We start from the raw sequence: 15,143 nt of genomic DNA, 5'->3' as shown, positions 1-15,143 counted from the left end.
CCATTACTTAAGATCTTTTAGTTTGTCTCCGATCATTTCACCTAATTGGAACCCGGTACTTTCTTGAGGCATTTCGTAATCCGTTACTTCATCCTCTTTTTCTTCAAGTGCCTTGATGCTTAAAGATAAGCGTTGTTCATTTTCATTCACGTCTAGCACCTTCACTTTTACATCCTGGTTTTCCTGAAGCACTTCGTGTGGAGTACCGATATGTTTATGTGAAATTTGAGAGATATGAACAAGTCCTTCAACCCCAGGGAATACTTCTACAAATGCACCGTAAGATACAAGGCGTTTTACGACCCCATCCAACACAGTTCCTTTAGGGGCCTTATCGGAGATATCACTCCATGGTCCAGGAAGGGTTTCTTTGATGGATAAAGAAATCCGTTCGTTGTCACGATCGACACTCAGGACCTTCACCTGTACTTTTTGTCCCTCTGTCACTACATCAGAAGGCTTCTCTACATGTTCATGGGAGAGTTGGGAAATATGGACAAGTCCGTCCACTCCACCAATATCTACAAAGGCACCGAAATCGGTGATACGTTGGACTGTCCCTTCAAGGACTGCACCCGATTCGATATCTGTCAGCAGCTGCTTCTTCTGATGCTGCTTCTCTGCCTCGACCACTGCACGGTGGGAAAGGATCAAACGATTTTTTTCCTGATCCAGCTCAACGATCTTGAAGGTTAACATTTTATCTTTATAATCGGAGAAATCCTCGACATAGTAATCTTCCACCAATGAGGCCGGAACAAATCCTCTTACTCCTAGATCAACGACAAGACCGCCTTTCACAACGTCTTTCACTTCAGCTTCAAAGACGTCTCCATTTTCAAAGCGGACCTTCATTTCTTCCCATGCTTTTTCCGCATCCACTTTACGCTTAGACAGAACCAACAATTCTTCTTCCACTTTTGTCACGATTAACTCAAGTACATCCCCTTCACTGACTACATCAGAAGCTTTTTCGATGTGAAGGCTTGAGAGTTCACTAATTGGAATGATGCCATCCACTTTACTATCTTGAACGTCGACTAAGACTTGTTTTTCTTCAACCTTAGTGACTGTCCCTTTTACTTTTTCACCAATTTCAAGATTCTTCACTTCAATTCCATTCATGTCTTCCATTATGTACTCCTCCTTAATCCATGACTGCAAAGATTTTGATTATTTTGAGACTTCGCAATTTAAAATATTCTTTCTACTAACTTCTAATAAATACTACTTTTTGTCAAGCGGGAAACCTTATATTATTGATGCTCATGTATCAAGTTTTCAATATGCTGCATAATAATTTCCGTGGTTTTCTCCGCATTTAGTCTTTCCTCACGGATACTATCCATCGGGATCGGCGGCCCGAATACAACCTTCAATTTCCTGAATGGCTTGTATGGACCGATGATGGCACAGGGTACCACGTAAGCTTCAGAACGAAGAGCAAAGAAGCCTGCTCCTGCCAATCCCTTGCCTATTTGCCCTGTCTTACTTCTTGTACCCTCTGGAAACAGTCCTAAAACATCTCCCTGTTTCAGTACCTGTAAACCTTTTCGGAGTGCCTCACGGTCACTCATGCCTCTTTTTACAGGGAATGCACGTAAATCAGGCAGCAATTTCCCTAATACGGGTACGTTGAAGAGCTCTTCTTTAGCCATGAAGGCCACAGGTCTAGGTGCTGAAATCCCGACAACTGGCGGATCCAGATTATCAATATGGTTGGAGCACAGTAGAACCCCTCCATCTTTCGGGAAATGCTCCAACCCTTTCACGTCAATTCGATACAATGGTGAAAGGATTGACTTAACTAGACCTCTGGCAAAGGTATATAAGTTCACTTTAACCTTTCCTTTCTACTAACAACATGATTTGGTCCACCACTTCTGATATGGAAAGGGAAGTGGTGTCTATTTCCGTTGCATCTTCGGCTTTTTTCAGAGGAGCCACTTCTCTTTCTGAATCAATTTTGTCTCGGCGGGCGATTTCTTCTTTTAATTGCTCCAGGTCACTCGGATATCCCTTCGAGAGGTTCTCTTCATGTCTCCTTTGGGCACGTTCGTCCACGCTCGCGAGTAAGAAAACCTTGATTTCTGCATCAGGGATGACATGAGTGCCGATATCCCTTCCGTCCATAACAACGGCGCCTTCTTTCGCAAGCAGCTGCTGTCTCTTCACCATTTCTTCCCTCACACCGGAATGAACTGCCACATGAGACACTGAATTGGTCACGGAAGCCTGGCGGATTTCATCTGTTACATCGGTCCCGTCCAGGAATACAAGCTGGCCTTCTGCTGAAGGTTCAAGTTCGATCGTCGTTTCGGACAATAGTTGATTCAATTCATTCTCATCATGCAAGTCTACGTTGTTGCTCAAAGCTTTATACGTTAAAGACCGGTACATTGCCCCGGTATCAATATAAAGATAAGATAATTTCCCTGCCACAATCTTTGCAACAGTGCTTTTCCCTGCTGCTGCAGGACCATCGATTGCAATTCTTAATTTTTTCAATTCATCCACCTACTTAAATTCCTATTAATTTTCTTACCCATTTTAACATAAATCTCATTTTTCGTTTATAGATTCTTTCTTTAAAGATATTCTTCCAAAAAAAAGAGCAGGGATCCATCTCCTGCTCTAACGTGATAGGGTTTCGACAATTTCACTGTACTCCATTTTCTCCACCCCTTCGTAGAAAACGAGCTTATGCAGCTCGGGAAGGAAGTTAAATTGATGGAATACAAACTGGACCGCTATTAATAATATGACATGTATGATGGCTAATTTTATTAGAATTCTTTCTACCGTTTTCACCAAGATCACCCTTTTTCCGTTCTAAGAAAAAGTATGTGTACATTTTGGTTTTTTATTCAAGTAAGCCTTTTTTTCTTAAGTCAAGCTGTCTTTCGAAACAATATCTTAAAATAAGTTGTCTCTGATTCTCAGTTAAGTGAACAAACTCGATGCTCGCAATCTGTTTATGCTCCTTCTCCCAGACTCGGATCACCTTTCCTTCGATTTCTGCATACCGGCACTCCCCTGTCTGCATCGGCAGGACGATGATTGTGGATAGCTTGATGCCACTTTTCAAATCCATCCCTTTTCTCACCACCACAGCACAACCCCCTGCACTGAGATCTTCCGTGATTGTCGGATGAAACTGACCATTGATCTTTAATGAAATGTCGGTACTCGCTTCGACACGGACGAATTGTCTTCTTTGGACTTTAATTAGACCTTCGTCCCCTGGATAATGCAGGTGGATCATCGGTATCTTGGATAATTTACGACCAATCACTTCCGTTTCAAACATCAGAACCGTCTGCTCATTGAGGGTGAAGCTTGCTTTCATCTGTGTTCCATCGATTAAAAAAACGGCTTTCTCCGTTTTGGTATGGATAGGATAATCAATAAAAATCCCCTCGTCGGAAAGTTCGACCACCCTGCATCTATATCGATCAAATGTTTCATTATGTATAGGCTCCAATTGCAATGTGGTACCTGCTTTTATCATAGTCCGAAATTCCCACTTTCCCATAATATGTATCTATATTATGTCACGAGATCCCTCACCTTTCCATACCTTTTTTAACTCCATTCTGAATTTTCCAACAAGAGAGGGACGGACCTCCAAATTTGGAGGTCCGTCCCTCTAAGTGTTAAACGACTTCTTCATAAATGGGCTCAGCTTTTTTGAGCCTTTCTACTTTTTCTTCTTCTCCAGTGTCTGCATTGATGAATATTCTATAGGTATCTTTACCTAGCATGCCCATGAATTCATAGCATAGCACTTCTTCATTCAGGTCGTTCACGATCACCGCTTGACGCTCTTCCATTATCTTCAGCTTGGGATTCGTCGTTTCTTTCGCCTCTGCCTTGGTAATAGAAGCTTTAGGAACCTCTCTTTCATGATTATTCTTTAAGTATTCTTCAGCAGCAAATCCGACAATCTGTCCATTATCCAGAGCTACTTTTATTTTGACTGAGTCAGGATAAATTCTTACGCCATCCAGGACCGTCACGTATGTGAAAATACCAATGTTATCATATTGTGCACTCTCAAACATCTCAAGCTTTTGGAAATCATTTTCCTTCAGGAAAGTCGTCGCTTTTTCAGCCGCTTTGTTCAAGCTGATCTTCGGTTCCTTGATTTTGCGATTATTGATATACCAGATCGGATACCCGCCTTTTTGGGTGATATCCATGCTCGCTTCCGTATTTCCATTTCCGATCGATACACTATAGAACTTGTAATCGGCCCCTTTCCCGCTTTTTGATACTTTTGCATCCTTTGATTTCGGGATACCGGAATATCTTCGTAATATCTTGACTGCTTCCTCTTTGGAAATCTCTTTCCCCTTTAACTTTTTAAAGTTTTGATCTTTTTTCTCCGTATTGACGAAGGTGGTCGTTCCAAAGTTCGCTTCATCATATCCGGATACATTTTTCTCGACGGTCTTGAAGCCATCGATAATGGTATTATCTGCCTGTTCATTCCCTGATGCCAACGCAAGTTCAACATCCATCCATCGTAAATTGTTCTCCATGACAAGATGCTGTACTTTTCTTAGCTGATTCTGTATATCAGCACTTTGTTCATACAAGTTTTCCAATGACTTATATTCTTTATCCGTTAAAGGATTTTTATCTAAATCCCTTACAGCTACTCGATAACTGAAGTCACCGATATTGCTCAGGAATTCTTCCGTCTTATTAAACGGCAGCAGCGTCAAAGGTAGCTGCCCAACATCACTGTGAGCCTGTGAGGTTAATCTCCACACATCGGCAAGTGCCGGTGACAGTGATTTTCTTGAATTCATGGCAAGAGTGGAACCGATTTTGTCATGAAGCAGATCCACTTGATAGGTTAATTCATGAAACGCCCGTTGATAGTTATTTTCTGCATTGATCAGTATCGCATTCTTCTCCTGATGTTCCTGGTACCCCCAAAAAGCGGTTCCGGCTACACCGAGGACAAGCACCGTAATTAGAATGACACGTAGCAATTTACTTCACCTCTTTAACTACAGAATATGTGTTTACCAATTTTCTTGATTTGTGGACGCGACCAAATCCACTTGCTTGTTGCTGTCGCAGGATTAAAGTAATAAAGGGCACTGGACGAAGGATCCCAACCATTTATTGCATCTAAAACCGCTTCTTTCGCCTTTTCATTAGGCGTCAGCCAGATTTGTCCATCAGCCACGGCTGTAAAGGCGCCCGGCTCAAAGATCACCCCTGCTGCCGTATTTGGAAAAGCAGAGCTGTCTATCCGATTAAGAATGACTGCGGCAACAGCGACTTGCCCCTCATACGGTTCACCGCGTGACTCTCCATAGACTGCATTTGCCATCAGCTGGATGTCATTTTGGGAAAATCCATTCGGTGTATTCACCGCCGTAGGCTTAGACGGGGCCGGCTTGTTTTGAGCAGGAGCCTTTCCCCCTCCCCCACCTTTTTGTTTATCTAAATCTGTCCCGCCATAATGGCTGAAGTTATTGCCTTTTTCAATTTGATTTTTCACATATTCCTTATTGTACTTCGATGCCTTTACAAGTTTTTCTTTCGTTTTCGCACCGGCAAGGCCATCGATTGGAAGACCGAACTCATATTGAAAGTTTCGGAGTGCCCAATAGGTCCCCCATCCAAATACACCATCAATATCGCCGTTATAATATCCGATATATTGAAGTCTGGATTGAAGCTCAATTACATCCTCACCCGTTGCGCCATGCTGAATTACCTGGTTTGTAAAAGCGTCTGCCTTTTCCCCTTCAGAAGAGATCATAAGAAGAGAACACATAAGCACCATGACGACTGAAGTAGAAACCCATTTGAAACGACTATTCATAATGCCTTAACCTCCATATCTTCAATTAACATTAACTCTAGTTTTTGTAGAGGCTCCCATTTTATACAAGTGGAATCATTAAAAATTTAAAACTGGGAAAAGTGCCTGCAGAAGTGAACTACTTTGATAAGACACTGTAATGTCTCAGCAAAAAAGATGTAAACAAGCAAGGTTATAATAAATTTAGGGATACTTATTAATTCAAACAGGAGGGTCATGATGGAGGATTATTTAGCGAAATCTTTGGATGAGTGGAAAGAGGATATTTCGGAGGTATTGGATCAAATCAATACTGACTATGAGGAAGTAAAAAAAGAATTGAAAGTCTATTCCTATAAATATGGAATTACAAAGCAGGTCATTCAATCCACGGTGAATGAAGAAATCATTGAAAATATCAGGGAAATGTATCATAAACCATTTGAAGAAAAGTATAGTGAACTGAAAGAATACATACGCGACTTGGATGAAAAAAGAAAAGTATTTCAGATGTTTGTGAACAAAATTGATGAAGTGAAGCGAAAAGAATCCCCCAAAACCGATCTTGCTGCTGCCTATAAATAAATCGAACCCCCGCATTTAGCGGGGGTTCTTCTCATTCAATGGAAAAGACGCCCCTTATCGTGAGCGTCTTTAAATGACTTCTTTCTTCAATTCCCTTTTGTACTTCTTCTCTGTAAGCTGGTGGGCACTCTTCACTTTCTTTAATCCCAGCCACCATAAGAAAAACATGAACGGAACCATATAGTAAACCCAGTTTTTCTCAGCAAGGAAAATATAATTGTAGGTTCCATGCAACAAGATAGGCACTGAGATGGCCAGAAAAAGCCATTTATGCCTTTCTTCTCGGGATGAGAACTTGGCTTTTCCTAAATAGTATCCCATGATGACCCCGAAAAGGGCATGACTCGATACAGGGAGTACCGCCCTCCCAAATGCATGCTCAACGCCATTGGCGATCAAATATAATATATTTTCTACTGTTGCGAACCCAAGAGAAACACTGGCTCCATACACAATACCGTCGTATGGTTCGTTAAAGTCCACGTGCTGGAAGATTGCAAACATCAAAATAAACCACTTAAAAAATTCTTCGAGGAACCCGGAGGAAATGAAGGCAGTGGACCAATTAGAATCAATGATCCCTTCCACTTCCAGGACATATTGTAAAAACATAATCGGGAAGGTAATAAGGGCCCCGTACATAAACGTTTTAAACACCAATGTAATGGGTTCGGCCTCATATTGATCCCGTAAATAAAAGTAACTTAACAATGCTAATCCTGGTGCTATACCCGCTGATAAAATCACCAGCATAAAAAGTCCTCTTTTCTTTCGGTTTTCTTAATCGTATCATGTTAATGTAGGATTGGAAATAGGAATTTAAATGGTTGGAGGAATGAATGATGAAGAAAGATATTTTAGTCATACATACAGGCGGTACCATCTCGATGATGGAAGACGAACAGACCGGAGCCGTTACACCGGGAAAAGAAAACCCGCTTTCGGTACAGACATCCATCGTTTCAAGCCTGGCAAATTTAACGGTCGAAGAAGCATTCCATCTGCCTTCCCCTCATATTACGCCGGAGCATATGCAGCAGCTGAAAGAGATCATCGAAGCAAAGTATCAGGAAACGCCATTCCACGGGGTCGTCATCACCCACGGTACAGATACACTGGAAGAAACAGCGTATTTCTTAGACTTGACCCTCTCCCTCCCCATCTCGATCGTCGTGACAGGAGCCATGAGATCAAGCAATGAAATAGGTGCCGACGGTTTATATAATCTGATATCATCCGTCCGGGTAGCGGCGGACGATAAATCCATGCACAAAGGGGTTTTAGTTGTCCTGAACGACGAGATCCATTCAGCAAAAAATGTGACCAAAACCCATACAAGCAATGTATCCACTTTTCAGAGCCCACAATATGGACCGATCGGGATCGTGACGAAAAGAGGTGTCCTCTTTCATCACCAGCCTACCTCGAACGAACACTACGAGGTATGCGATATTTCTAAAAGGGTGACACTCATAAAGGCATACGCAGGGATGGATTCAGGATTACTGAGGGCCATTAAGGATCTTCAGTATGACGGGGTCGTCATCGAAGCATTGGGTCAGGGGAATCTCCCGCCGGAAACGGTGACGGGCATCGAGGAACTGTTAAAATCGAATATTCCCGTCGTATTGGTGTCCAGATGTTTCAACGGGATTGTCCAGGACATTTACGGATATTCCGGTGGTGGAAAACAACTGAAGGAAAAAGGGGTCATCTTCTCAAACGGTCTAAATGGACAAAAGGCCAGAATCAAGCTTGTGGTCGCCCTTTCCCAAATACATGACATAAAAGAATTGGAAGCGATTTTCAAAAATTAGTAAAAGATCACGAGTAATATAGACGAAAGAAAGAGGCTCATGAGTGAGCCTCTTTCTCATTCTTCATTCTATTTTTTCATTCCAGTGATGGATTCAGCAATCAGTCCTCCATGCAAACGACCGTTTTCAATAAAGATTTCATTGGCATTGTTTCCTGCAGCAATCACACCTGCAATATAGACGCTGTCTACATTTGTTTCCATCGTTTCGGGATCATGGGCAGGACGACCTGTTTTCTTATCGATTTCGATTCCCATCTTCGTCAGGAAGCTGTGATCCGGATGGTAGCCGGTCATGGCAAACACAAAATCACTCATAACTTCTTTCTTTTCTCCATTAACGTTGTAAAGTACCGAATCCCCGTTTATTTCATCCACACATGCCTGAAACTCCATCGTGACCTCACCGTTTCTTACAAGGGCATCAAAATTCGGGAGAATCCATGGCTTGACACTTTTGGAATATTCACTTCCACGGTATAAAACGGTGACCCTAGCCCCCGCTTTATTCAATTCGAGAGCAGCATCAACCGCGGAGTTTTTCCCTCCGATGACAACCACATCTGTATCAAAAAAAGGATGGGCTTCTTTAAAATAATGAAACACATTCTCTTGTTCCTCTCCCGGGATCTCCATATAATTCGGGTTATCGTAGTATCCGGTTGCGATGACAATCGACTTACTTTCGTAATGGCCCTTAGAAGTAGTCACCGTAAAGCTACCGTCGTGCTTCTCTACTTTATAAACGGTTTCAAATCGGTTGATCCTCAGCTTTTTACGCTTCGCCACTTCGCGATAATACACCAATGCCTGATTCCTTCTCGGCTTATGCTCTTCAATGACAAAAGGCACATCACCGATCTCAAGCTTCTCACTCGACGAAAAGAAGGTTTGATGGGTAGGATAGTGGTAAATCGCATTGACGATATTCCCTTTTTCGATGATCAAAGGATTGATCCCTTTTTCTTTCAGACTAATGGCAGCTGACAACCCGCATGGTCCTCCGCCTACAATAATGCATTCTTCCATTTTCAAATTCAGACACTCCTTCAATTCCTCTATCTGAATGATCAAGTTCATCCGTACACTTCAGATTTTTAAAAAGTCTTTACTCAGTTATTATGGAATAAGATTGCGTCCAGGTCAAAAAGGAGCCCTCGGTCTCCCGGGATCCACACTCATATTATGGGCAGCAATGAATGTGATTCCAATAGAAAAAAGGGTGGGATGCCATGCACCCTACCCTTTTTAATATATCGCTAAATCCACCCTCTGAACCTGCAGGCTTCCGCCATTTTCCTTACCCCAACCATATAGGCGGCGAGCCTCATATCCACTCTTCTTGTTTGTGACGTTTCATACACATTATTAAAAGAGCTGACCAGGATCTTTTCGAGTTTCTCTTCCACTTCTTCTTCTGTCCAGTAATACCCCTGATTGTTCTGAACCCACTCGAAGTACGAAACCGTCACTCCACCTGACGACGCTAACACATCAGGTACCAATAGAATTCCGCGTTCCGTCAAGATCTTCGTCGCATCCAGTGTTGTCGGTCCGTTGGCCGCTTCGACGACGATGCTAGCCCTTATATTGTGGGCATTCTTGTCCGTGATTTGATTTTCAATAGCAGCAGGCACTAGAATATCACAATCAAGCTCCAGTAGCTCTTCATTTGTAATCGTATTATTGAACAGCTTCGTGACCGTTCCAAAGCTGTCGCGTCTGTCCAGCAAATAATCGATGTCCAATCCGTCCACATCGTGCAGGCCGCCGTAGGCATCAGATATCCCGATCACCTTCGCACCGGCGTCATGCATGAATTTGGCAAGGAAGCTTCCGGCATTCCCGAACCCCTGAACGACTACCCTTGCTCCTTCGAGTTTGATGCCCTTTTTCTTCGCCGCTTCATGGATACAGATCGTCACCCCTTTGGCAGTTGCCGTTTCACGGCCATGGGATCCTCCCAGCACCAATGGTTTTCCGGTAATGAATCCTGGAGAATTGTATTCATCAATCCGACTGTATTCATCCATCATCCATGCCATGATTTGCGAGTTGGTGAAAACATCCGGTGCAGGAATGTCTTTCGACGGTCCTACAATTTGGCTGATGGCACGCACATATCCACGGCTTAAACGCTCTAACTCCCTAAATGACATATCCCGTGGATCACAGATGATCCCGCCTTTACCTCCCCCATATGGAAGATCGACGATTCCGCATTTCAAGCTCATCCATATGGAAAGCGCTTTGACTTCCTTTTCCGAAACGTTCGGATGAAAGCGAATCCCGCCCTTTGTCGGTCCGACCGCATCATTATGCTGGGCACGATAGCCCGTGAACACCTTTACTTTTCCATCGTCCATCCGGACTGGTATTTTAACCGTCAACATACGAATTGGTTCTTTTAATAATTCATAAACTTCTTCTGAATACCCTAATTTATCAAGTGCAAGATGAATAACCGTTTGTGTAGATTTCAGCACATCATGCTGCTCTTCTGCTTGGTGATTTTCTTTCCCCTTTTCGGCTACCATGTATGTAAACCTCCCAGTATCCTTCACTGTTTAGCGGAAGCTCGTCCGCTTTCATGACATAGTATACACGTTTGATTTCCACTTGCAAAGAAGGAAAATTCAATATGAAGCATTTTTTTGAAAACGCTATCATTTAAGAAAAGCGGAGGCGGCTTGTTCAGGCCCGACAAGCATAAGGTCAATGGGCCGGGAAGGCGGTATTTGCCTTCTTGGACTATTGACCTTATGACCTCGAGGGACTAGCCGCCGGAGCTGGACACATCGAAAAGCGGAGGCGGCTTGCTTAGAGGTGACAAGCATAAGGCGAAGCGGACACAAAGGCGTTTTTTGCCTTTTTGGCCGGTTTGACTTATGACCTCGAGCCTCTAGCCGCCGGAGCTGGACACGCTTCCAACCAATCAAAAAACACCCCCAGGATTGACCCTGAGAGTGCAAAAACTGATGAGTTCCAGTATAAAACATATATTTAAAGGGGGTAGATTCAATACCAGTATCAACTAGTCAAAAATAATACAATATCTTTTCGATGGAATCCCTTTGTAACACAACTCGGCCATATTCCATGAGGATATGCTTCGTGATCGTCGAGTGTTGACCATATTCTACGCAAATTGCTTCAAGGACGAAGCTGTCGCCTTCAAGCAAATTCTCTATAAGTACGTAATACTTTTTTTCATAATAAAAAATACTGCATTGAGTGAGGGAATGGCTCAACTTTCCCATCTTATTGATCCGTTCAAGAAGGTTGAGTAAGTCTTCGAAATCATCGAAATACACGAGAACATCGTGATCATTCATGGATTTCATCATTTCGGTACCTTCTTCCCAGTCAGAAAAGTCATCTTCTGATTCTAACGTGAGGATCAAGCAGATTTCCTGATCATCAAATGATTCGATCTCCACTGTGATTTCCATCTGCGTTTCAATGCCGAACTTCCCTTGTACTTCATCTAACATGTCTTCGAACAGATCATGCCACATATAGGAATCTTTCCATTGGTCTTGTTCAAACAAGCCTTTTTGTTCTAACTCTTCTACACTAATGGAAAATTTTATTTTATTGTCCGAAATTCTTTCGAGCTTCATCTTCGTACCCCCTAGAGTGTAACGATTTATCATCATACTATGTAAGGGGCAAAAAACAGTGCATACTCCACTTATAATTTACTTTTGAGCCATTGTTCCCATTCGGATTTCGATTGTCCCACGATGTGTTCATCAAATTCTGCCTTTACGTCTTTGGACAAATGATCAACTGCGAATCCGCCCATTCCGATCACGAGGTTTTTTCGCTCGTTCTTTAAGGACGTAACGAGGGAAAGGAGGTTATCAACGTTTTCAAGCAGTGTGCATGAGAAGAATAAAAACTTTGGATCCACTTCATCCAGTACGACGTCAATATCATTCTCTTTTATGCTCGATCCCAGATAGATGACTTCAAACCCCTTTCTTCGTACATAAAGAGTGAAGATCAATAATCCTAATTCATGCCATTCCCCAGGGCCGCAGACAGCCACTACCTTGGGTAATATCCCGTTATGCGGGAATGAATGCATGATGATACCGATCCGGGACCTGAGGATGGAAGTGGCAAAATGCTCATGGGCCGTCGTGATTTCATCATTTTCCCATAAATCCCCGATCCTTACCAGGAGACTCCCGAGAATGTCGATGACCACCTTGTCAATCGTATACACCGTAAACGACTGGTTGATCAATTCATGGGCTTTTGTTTCATCAAAACTTAATAAAGCCTTTAAGAGATCATCGGAAATCGTTTGGGTGCGATCCTTTTGTTCGGAGGATGTGATTTCATTCTCTTCCAGTTCCTGTTTGTCCAGTAACGCAACGGCTTGACTGATGGTAAAGCCTTGATCCACCTTTTCAACAAGCCATTTCAATATATTTAAATGCTGTTCGGTATACAAACGGTGCCCGGATTCATTCCGCACAGGTGCAATGATCTGATACCTTCTCTCCCATGCCCTCAATGTTCCCGGTTGAATCCCTAAAATGGTAGACACAGCTTTAATATTGTATTTGCCTTCCAACTTCTTTTCATCGCTCATAAATAGTCCCCCAAGTATTTCTCATCTCTCTAAAATTATAATAGAGAAACCTTATTGTGTAAAACTTGTATAGGTAATGGATAACATTTGTTCATTTCATTCTTTATCCATCACCAACAAGTGGGTTTCGGCCGGGGCACCCAGTCGTAAAGGAATGGCGGTTGTCCCGTAGCCATTTGTTACTAATAGGGTGGTCTCCGGGAGAGTTTCAAGTCTTCCTTTTTTATACATCCCACAACCGAACAGGCGAATCTGCCCCCCGTGCGTATGACCGCTTACCATGAAATCGATTCCGTCCTTTTTCTGAACTTGATTCACAAGTCTTGGATCATGACTGACCAAAAGATTGAATTCATCAGGGTGTACCCGTTCAAGTGAAGCCTCATAATTTGCCCGTTGGGTACTTGCGTCGTCCACTCCTATCAAGTTGATGACACCATTATGAATCTTCACTTTCACTGAAGAATTGACGATTTCGATGATTCCTTTTTTCTTGAATATCTGTTTTAACCTGCTTGTATTCACTTCATAATCATTATTTCCCCATACAAAATAAACGCTCCCCAATGTCAGGAGTTTGTCGAGATTACGTTCGACCCTTGAAAAAGGCACCCCTTTTTCCAAAAGGTCCCCTCCGATGATGACAAGATCCGTTTTTCCCTTCACGTCTTCGATGATTTCATTTGAAATTTCCCGTTTATGTATATCGGAAATGAAAAAAAGGGATACGGGCTTCATTTGTTCAGGATAAGAGGGCAGCTTAACGTTTTCAATCTTTACAACGTTACGTCGGGCTTCATATAACATATAAAAGAGGAGGCTTACTCCCCCTGCCAATAAAATAATACAAAATTCAAGCATTGTGGCCTCCTTGACGGCGAAAATCTATTGAAATGATACCATAAAAAATCGCTGAACAGGAAAAAATCATGGTTTGCCATATGCCATACCCGCTCAACACGCAAATCACCGCTAAGTGAAATGGAATGAGGATTGATTCTTTATGTAGTTTTCCATTCCATAATTGTAGGATAGAATAGAATTCAGCTTTCAGTACATTCACCTGGATCAATATCCCCATCATAAAAGCAATAGACGCTGCAAAGAACTGTACCGGATTGAGGACCATCTCCACAATGAATTCAGGATTTGTAAATCGTTCGGATGCCGGAAACCATGTAATGAATAGATACCCTAAAAGAAACGTAATTATCAGTTTCACAAAATGATTGATCAAAAAAATCCCTCCCATAAATCTTATGAGAAGGATTTTTTTTCATACAGGGATTTATTCAATTATTCATCTTCATGTATATCGAGAATTCGGAATCCCGATTTCTCTAACTTATGAAGGAATTTATCCATATTGTCCTTCTTTTCCACCTTGAGGACAATACGACGTAACAATTTATCCGATTCATCGAACGTTACTAGGGATATCACCGATTCTGAATGTTGTTGGATGATGTCACCGAGCCTCGCGATCCGTCCTTCCGTTTCTACAGAAGAGAAAGCGATGCGTACTCCTTTCTGATCCATGCCGAATGCACTTCTGAATTGATCCAGGACGTCAAAGCGTGTAACGAGTCCCAGGAACTTATTATTTCCACCTACCACCGGGAGGATCGGCGAATCTTTTAATTCGATCAATGCATTTTCAAATACATCCTTTTCGGTCATATATTTGTCCGAATCTGTTATGATATCACTGACTTTTTTCTCTTTGAGAAAGGTTTCCTTGTCCATTCCGGAAAGGAAGAAGCTTTGATAGATATTATAACGGGTCGCTACGCCTTTAAACTCTTCATTCGAAAGGACAGGTACCCCATCGATTTTATGGTGTTCAAGCACCGTCAGCGTCTTTTCAACTGAATCGTTTACATCCACCACATAGCATTTGTGTTTCGGTATCATGGCATTTTTAACAAACATTTGACCACCTCATCATTAATTTCCTACACCTTAAGTATTCAACATTTCCCTTGTATTTCCCTTCATTCTTATGAATTTATATAAAATAACATGTTCCCATTCCTCCTATCATATGTTGTTACGAAGGAATTCATTTAAAGGAGGTATCCGTATGCATGAGTTCTATAAAGCATATTATCCCTATATAAGTCCAAATGATCCGTGTAAGCCGATTACTCGGAAGGTATATTCGACTCCCCCAAACCTGTATCTTGGGTTTCAGCCCCCTAATTTGGAACAATATTCACCTAAAGAGGCATTGCAGAAGGGGACGTTGTGGAAAGTATTTTATGATCCGTATTATAGTCCCTACGAAAAAACGAAGGGAGAATGATCCC

At 42.3% G+C, this 15,143-nt stretch carries 18 protein-coding genes; 3 read left to right on the top strand and 15 right to left on the bottom strand.

The window, feature by feature from the left end:
- Window positions 1-3: 3 nt before the first annotated feature.
- The 7 genes from rpsA to sleB all read right to left on the bottom strand — a co-directional run bounded on the left by rpsA (window position 4) and on the right by sleB (window position 5,809).
- On the bottom strand, window positions 4-1,137 hold the full coding sequence (gene rpsA / locus ACSQ2E_RS09445; protein WP_435994483.1) for a 30S ribosomal protein S1: 1,134 nt from the start codon (window positions 1,135-1,137) through the stop codon (window positions 4-6).
- Between the two features lie 119 nt (window positions 1,138-1,256).
- Window positions 1,257-1,838, bottom strand: a complete 582-nt coding sequence (locus tag ACSQ2E_RS09440; protein ID WP_435990293.1) for a lysophospholipid acyltransferase family protein — start codon at window positions 1,836-1,838, stop codon at window positions 1,257-1,259.
- Between the two features lies 1 nt (window position 1,839).
- Window positions 1,840-2,508 (bottom strand): (d)CMP kinase, encoded by a 669-nt coding sequence (gene cmk, locus ACSQ2E_RS09435; protein WP_435990292.1) that lies wholly within the window; start codon window positions 2,506-2,508, stop codon window positions 1,840-1,842.
- Between the two features lie 126 nt (window positions 2,509-2,634).
- A complete protein-coding gene (locus ACSQ2E_RS09430; RefSeq protein WP_435990291.1) occupies window positions 2,635-2,811 on the bottom strand; it encodes a YpfB family protein in 177 nt (58 codons plus the stop codon).
- A gap of 52 nt (window positions 2,812-2,863) precedes the next feature.
- Window positions 2,864-3,511, bottom strand: a complete 648-nt coding sequence (locus tag ACSQ2E_RS09425) for a flagellar brake protein (RefSeq protein WP_435990290.1) — start codon at window positions 3,509-3,511, stop codon at window positions 2,864-2,866.
- A 145-nt stretch (window positions 3,512-3,656) separates the two neighbouring features.
- A complete protein-coding gene (ypeB, locus tag ACSQ2E_RS09420) occupies window positions 3,657-5,003 on the bottom strand; it encodes a germination protein YpeB (protein ID WP_435990289.1) in 1,347 nt (448 codons plus the stop codon).
- A gap of 14 nt (window positions 5,004-5,017) precedes the next feature.
- On the bottom strand, window positions 5,018-5,809 hold the full coding sequence (gene sleB / locus ACSQ2E_RS09415) for a spore cortex-lytic enzyme (RefSeq protein WP_435994481.1): 792 nt from the start codon (window positions 5,807-5,809) through the stop codon (window positions 5,018-5,020).
- Window positions 5,810-6,067: 258 nt separating this feature from the next.
- Here sleB and ACSQ2E_RS09410 point away from each other — a divergent pair, with 258 nt between their 5' ends.
- The gene (locus ACSQ2E_RS09410) at window positions 6,068-6,412 is read left to right on the top strand and encodes a hypothetical protein (protein ID WP_034758298.1); all 345 of its coding nucleotides are present in this window, start codon (window positions 6,068-6,070) and stop codon (window positions 6,410-6,412) included.
- Between the two features lie 69 nt (window positions 6,413-6,481).
- Here ACSQ2E_RS09410 and prsW read toward each other — a convergent pair whose 3' ends face one another.
- Window positions 6,482-7,165, bottom strand: a complete 684-nt coding sequence (gene prsW, locus ACSQ2E_RS09405; protein WP_435990288.1) for a glutamic-type intramembrane protease PrsW — start codon at window positions 7,163-7,165, stop codon at window positions 6,482-6,484.
- Window positions 7,166-7,251: 86 nt separating this feature from the next.
- On the opposite strand from prsW, the gene ACSQ2E_RS09400 reads away from it, so the two are divergent.
- Window positions 7,252-8,229, top strand: a complete 978-nt coding sequence (locus ACSQ2E_RS09400; RefSeq protein ID WP_435990287.1) for an asparaginase — start codon at window positions 7,252-7,254, stop codon at window positions 8,227-8,229.
- A 68-nt stretch (window positions 8,230-8,297) separates the two neighbouring features.
- Here ACSQ2E_RS09400 and ACSQ2E_RS09395 read toward each other — a convergent pair whose 3' ends face one another.
- The 7 genes from ACSQ2E_RS09395 to ACSQ2E_RS09365 form a co-directional block, all read right to left on the bottom strand.
- On the bottom strand, window positions 8,298-9,263 hold the full coding sequence (locus ACSQ2E_RS09395; RefSeq protein ID WP_435990286.1) for a YpdA family putative bacillithiol disulfide reductase: 966 nt from the start codon (window positions 9,261-9,263) through the stop codon (window positions 8,298-8,300).
- Window positions 9,264-9,487: 224 nt separating this feature from the next.
- Window positions 9,488-10,765: a Glu/Leu/Phe/Val family dehydrogenase gene (locus tag ACSQ2E_RS09390; RefSeq protein ID WP_435990285.1), complete on the bottom strand. Its 1,278-nt coding sequence runs from the start codon at window positions 10,763-10,765 to the stop codon at window positions 9,488-9,490.
- A gap of 501 nt (window positions 10,766-11,266) precedes the next feature.
- Window positions 11,267-11,851, bottom strand: coding sequence for an adaptor protein MecA (locus ACSQ2E_RS09385; RefSeq protein WP_435990284.1), 585 nt, complete (start codon window positions 11,849-11,851; stop codon window positions 11,267-11,269).
- A 71-nt stretch (window positions 11,852-11,922) separates the two neighbouring features.
- Window positions 11,923-12,834: a MerR family transcriptional regulator gene (locus tag ACSQ2E_RS09380; RefSeq protein WP_435990283.1), complete on the bottom strand. Its 912-nt coding sequence runs from the start codon at window positions 12,832-12,834 to the stop codon at window positions 11,923-11,925.
- Window positions 12,835-12,930: 96 nt separating this feature from the next.
- A complete protein-coding gene (locus ACSQ2E_RS09375; RefSeq protein ID WP_435990282.1) occupies window positions 12,931-13,695 on the bottom strand; it encodes a metallophosphoesterase in 765 nt (254 codons plus the stop codon).
- A complete protein-coding gene (locus ACSQ2E_RS09370; protein ID WP_435990281.1) occupies window positions 13,688-14,071 on the bottom strand; it encodes a hypothetical protein in 384 nt (127 codons plus the stop codon). Before ACSQ2E_RS09370 ends, ACSQ2E_RS09375 begins: the two co-directional genes overlap by 8 nt.
- Before the next feature lie 59 nt (window positions 14,072-14,130).
- Window positions 14,131-14,766: a CBS domain-containing protein gene (locus ACSQ2E_RS09365; RefSeq protein WP_435990280.1), complete on the bottom strand. Its 636-nt coding sequence runs from the start codon at window positions 14,764-14,766 to the stop codon at window positions 14,131-14,133.
- 151 nt (window positions 14,767-14,917) lie between these two features.
- On the opposite strand from ACSQ2E_RS09365, the gene ACSQ2E_RS09360 reads away from it, so the two are divergent.
- Complete coding sequence (locus tag ACSQ2E_RS09360; protein WP_435990279.1) at window positions 14,918-15,139, top strand: spore coat associated protein CotJA; 222 nt, start codon at window positions 14,918-14,920, stop codon at window positions 15,137-15,139.
- The last annotated feature ends 4 nt before the right edge of the window (window positions 15,140-15,143 follow it).

The sequence above is a fragment of the Rossellomorea sp. LjRoot5 genome (assembly GCF_964253455.1).
In the GTDB taxonomy this organism is placed as follows: Bacteria; Bacillota; Bacilli; order Bacillales; family Bacillaceae_B; genus Rossellomorea.
The sequence above is the reverse complement of the archived record's forward strand: the minus strand, read 5'-3'. Positions and strand labels throughout refer to the sequence as shown.

What these genes read in the sequence shown, in the direction of transcription:
- ACSQ2E_RS09425 (WP_435990290.1), bottom strand. Translation starts at nt 3,511, where the DNA reads ATGATAAAAGCAGGTACCACATTGCAATTGGAGCCTATACATAATGAA.
- sleB (WP_435994481.1), bottom strand. Translation starts at nt 5,809, where the DNA reads ATGGTGCTTATGTGTTCTCTTCTTATGATCTCTTCTGAAGGGGAAAAG.
- ACSQ2E_RS09410 (WP_034758298.1), top strand. Translation starts at nt 6,068, where the DNA reads ATGGAGGATTATTTAGCGAAATCTTTGGATGAGTGGAAAGAGGATATT.
- prsW (WP_435990288.1), bottom strand. Translation starts at nt 7,165, where the DNA reads ATGCTGGTGATTTTATCAGCGGGTATAGCACCAGGATTAGCATTGTTA.
- ACSQ2E_RS09400 (WP_435990287.1), top strand. Translation starts at nt 7,252, where the DNA reads ATGATGAAGAAAGATATTTTAGTCATACATACAGGCGGTACCATCTCG.
- ACSQ2E_RS09390 (WP_435990285.1), bottom strand. Translation starts at nt 10,765, where the DNA reads ATGGTAGCCGAAAAGGGGAAAGAAAATCACCAAGCAGAAGAGCAGCAT.
- ACSQ2E_RS09385 (WP_435990284.1), bottom strand. Translation starts at nt 11,851, where the DNA reads ATGAAGCTCGAAAGAATTTCGGACAATAAAATAAAATTTTCCATTAGT.
- ACSQ2E_RS09380 (WP_435990283.1), bottom strand. Translation starts at nt 12,834, where the DNA reads ATGAGCGATGAAAAGAAGTTGGAAGGCAAATACAATATTAAAGCTGTG.
- ACSQ2E_RS09375 (WP_435990282.1), bottom strand. Translation starts at nt 13,695, where the DNA reads ATGCTTGAATTTTGTATTATTTTATTGGCAGGGGGAGTAAGCCTCCTC.
- ACSQ2E_RS09365 (WP_435990280.1), bottom strand. Translation starts at nt 14,766, where the DNA reads ATGTTTGTTAAAAATGCCATGATACCGAAACACAAATGCTATGTGGTG.
- ACSQ2E_RS09360 (WP_435990279.1), top strand. Translation starts at nt 14,918, where the DNA reads ATGCATGAGTTCTATAAAGCATATTATCCCTATATAAGTCCAAATGAT.